Genomic DNA, 3,185 nt, shown 5'->3' on the forward strand with positions numbered 1-3,185 from the left:
CTGGCTGCGTAGGTGAAAACGGAGAGCGAGTATCGGTGAGTTCTGGCAGCGGTTCATGATCGAGATACCGGGAGATGTCGGTGAGAACCGAGAGCACCGTGAAGGCCGTGTCGGGGGCCGACGGCATAATTCGGGGCCATGGACCTGAGATCGGAACTGCTTCCCTCGTCGGTGAGCCGGCAGCGGCTGGACGAGCTCAGCCGTGAGATCGAGCGGATCGCCGAGGTTGTGCTCGTCGGGGACGAGAGCGTGGACGACGAGATCAAGGCATTCAACGCGAAGACGGGCCACGACTACGTGGCCTTGAACTTCGCCGAGTACTACAGCAGCCGGAGCCTGGGCGAGTTCGCGTTGGAGGCTGCCCGGCCAGCTCGGCCCCGGATCGCTGACGTCACCACGGACGAACTCGTCGAAGTCGTCCGCAGGATCCTCGCCGGTGACCCGGAGTGCGACTACTACCTGCGGCTTCTTGAAGCCAACGTGCCGCATCCCCGGGTCAGCGACCTGATCTTTCATCCTCCGGTCGAACTCCGGGACGGCTCGGCTGAGCAGATCGTCGACGAGGCCCTCAGCTATCGGCCGATCGCTCTGTGAGCGGCCAGGCGGGTCAGCCGGCAGCTGCTTGCTGTTCGGCGCGGGCGCGGGTGCTGGCGAGTCGGTAGGAGTCGGTGCCGGTCTCGATGATGGTGCCGTTGAAGGTGAGGCGGTCGACGATGGCCGCGCAGAGCCGGGGATCGGTGAAGGTCTTGGTCCAGCCGGCGAACGACTCGTTCGAGGCGATGGCGACGCTGTTCTTCTCCTCGCGCTCGGTCAGGACCTGGAAGAGCAACTCGGCGCCCCGGCGGTCGAGTTCCATGTAGCCCAGCTCGTCGATGCACAAAAGGTCGACGCGGCCGTAGCGGGCGATGGTCTTGGCCAGTTGCTTCTCGTCCGCGGCCTCGACCAGCTCGTTGACGAGCTTGGTGGCCAGCACGTACTTGACCCGGAAGCCGGCCATCGCGGCCTCGGTGCCGAGCGCGATCAGCAGGTGGGACTTGCCGGTGCCGGAGTCGCCGATCAGGCAGAGCGGCAGGCTCTTCTTGATCCACTCGCAGGTCGCGAGGGTGTGGATCGTCGCCGGGTCGATGTTCGGGTTCGCGTCGAAGTCGAACTTCCGCAAGGACTTGTCCCGGGGGAAGCCGGCGGCCTTGATCCGCCGTTCCGAGCGACGCCGAGCCCGGTCGTCGCACTCGGACATCAGCAGCTCGGAGAGGAAACCGAGGTAGGACATCTGCTCGCGGGCGGCGCTTTCGGCGAGCTCGGGGAACTGGGATCGGACCGTGGGCAGCCGCAGCATCCGGCAGGCCTGGTCGATGGCGGCGGTGGCAGCCTGCTCGGTGATTCCTCGCTGGCGGGGGAAGGTCACGGCGTTCTCCTTCAAGGGGCCGGGCGGTCCGGTCGGCGGTGTCGCAGCAGCTGGTCGTAGTGGGCCACCGAGGGCAAGGGCCTCGTGTCGGGCGGCAGCTGGGCCAGGCGCCGCTCGGTCAGCGAGGTCACCGTCGCCCGGTCGGTGGCGGGCAGCCGCGGTTCTGCGGGAGTCCCGGTGTCCGCCTCGGCGGCCTTGCGGGCCTCCAGCGCGACCGCGTCGGCGGTCAGCGCGCCAGATCGGAGGGCGGCGGCGAGGCCGGTGACGAGGTGCTCGTGGGGCAGGTGCCGGCCCAGCAGCAGGACCTCGATCAGCGCACGGGTGCCTTCGCGCTCGCCGTGGGCCTTGCGGACGGCCGCCCACCAGGCGTCATGGACCGGGGTGAAGCGGCCGGCTGAGCGGGCCTGGTCGAGCGCGGTCGCCCCGGGCAGGGCGCCGGGCTTACGGACCAATGCCTCCAGATAGTGGTCCAGGTCGAGCCGGGTGCCGCCCTTGGCGATCAGTCGCTCGTGCCGGGCGATCTCCTCCCGGCCGTCGTAGACGACCAGCTCGGAGGCGTGCAGCATCACCCTCACCGTCCGGCCGATCATCCGCACCGGCACCGAGTAGCGGTTGTTGCGCACCCCGATCTGGCTGTATCGGTCGACCCGCGGAGTGAACAGCCGACCCGTCTCGAACGTCTCCTCCGGCAGCGGCGCCAGCAGCGACCGCTCGGCGGCGAAGTATTCGCCGATGGTGCGGGGCCGGGACCGGATCCGGCGGGCCTCGTCCTCCTCGTCCCACCGGTCGATCATCGCGTTGAGCCCGGCCAGCGTGGCCACTTCCGGGACGGGGACCAGGTGGTTGCGGCGGAACCAGCCGATCTGCCCCTCGACGCCGCCCTTCTCGTGGGCGCCGCCGATGCCGGGCTGGCAGTAGAGGACATCCAGGCCGTAGTGCGAGCGAAACGCGGTCCACCGCTCGGCCTCCACCCGCTGCCGGGAGAAGCCCAGCACCCGGGCGACGGCGGCCCTAAGGTTGTCGTAGCGGACCCTCCCGGTCGGCACCCCGCCCAGCATGTTGAGAGCGTGGACGTGGCCCTCGAAGAACGCCTCCTGCCCGCACGAGGCGAAGATCCGGTGCACCGCCTTGCCGGAGTAGGACAGCCGGAACGCGAACAGGTAGCAGGTCACCAACTCGCCGGCCAGACGCACCGTCACGTCACCGAAGTCGACCTCCGCCTCCGCACCGGGCTTGTGGGTCTGCGGGATGAACGCGTCCACCGCCCCGAGGCCCGCCTGCAGGCGGATCTCCCCGCGGCGCTCGACCACGTAGCCGCGGACCATCTGGTACGAGACCTCGTCGGCGCCGTGCTCGTCCACCAGCCGGTCGAAGATCCGCTTCACCGTGTGCCGCTGCTTGCGCGGGGCGTCCAGATCCGCCCGCAGCATCTGGTCGATCAGCGGCTTGAACGGATCGAGCCGCGTCGCCCTGGGCGCCAGCTTCTTGCGCGGCTCGGGCCATGCCGACTCCAGGGCCTTCTTGACCGTCAGGAAGCCGACGCCGTACTTCCGCATGAGAGCGCGGTTCGACAGCCCGGAACGCGAGTCACGGCGAATCGCCGCGTACAGATCGACCTTGGACTTCGGCAGCACCCGGGCCCCCTCGTCGTGCAGTGCACAACCATGGTCCCGAGGCAAGCACCCAGGTGTTCTCGAAACTCGGCGACATCACTCTCCCGTGGCACGGGGTGCTCTCGCCGCCGAGCGACAGGTGCTCTCACCACTCACGTATAAAGCCA

General features: G+C 69.0%; 3 protein-coding genes. 1 reads left to right on the top strand and 2 read right to left on the bottom strand.

Annotated features, from left to right (window positions below; translation table 11 throughout):
* Positions 1-138: 138 nt before the first annotated feature.
* Positions 139-594, top strand: coding sequence for a hypothetical protein (locus tag ACWEPF_RS39680; protein WP_452176498.1), 456 nt, complete (start codon positions 139-141; stop codon positions 592-594).
* Positions 595-607: 13 nt separating this feature from the next.
* Here ACWEPF_RS39680 and istB read toward each other — a convergent pair whose 3' ends face one another.
* Entirely contained in the window at positions 608-1,405 is a 798-nt protein-coding gene (istB, locus tag ACWEPF_RS39685) for an IS21-like element helper ATPase IstB (RefSeq protein WP_452176499.1), read from the bottom strand.
* An 11-nt stretch (positions 1,406-1,416) separates the two neighbouring features.
* Complete coding sequence (istA, locus tag ACWEPF_RS39690) at positions 1,417-3,036, bottom strand: IS21 family transposase (protein WP_452176500.1); 1,620 nt, start codon at positions 3,034-3,036, stop codon at positions 1,417-1,419.
* Positions 3,037-3,185 lie beyond the last annotated feature (149 nt).

The organism is Kitasatospora sp. NPDC004289 (assembly GCF_053602875.1).

Excerpts from the sequence above, each read along its gene's own strand:
- ACWEPF_RS39680 (WP_452176498.1), top strand. The coding sequence starts at position 139 with ATGGACCTGAGATCGGAACTGCTTCCCTCGTCGGTGAGCCGGCAGCGG.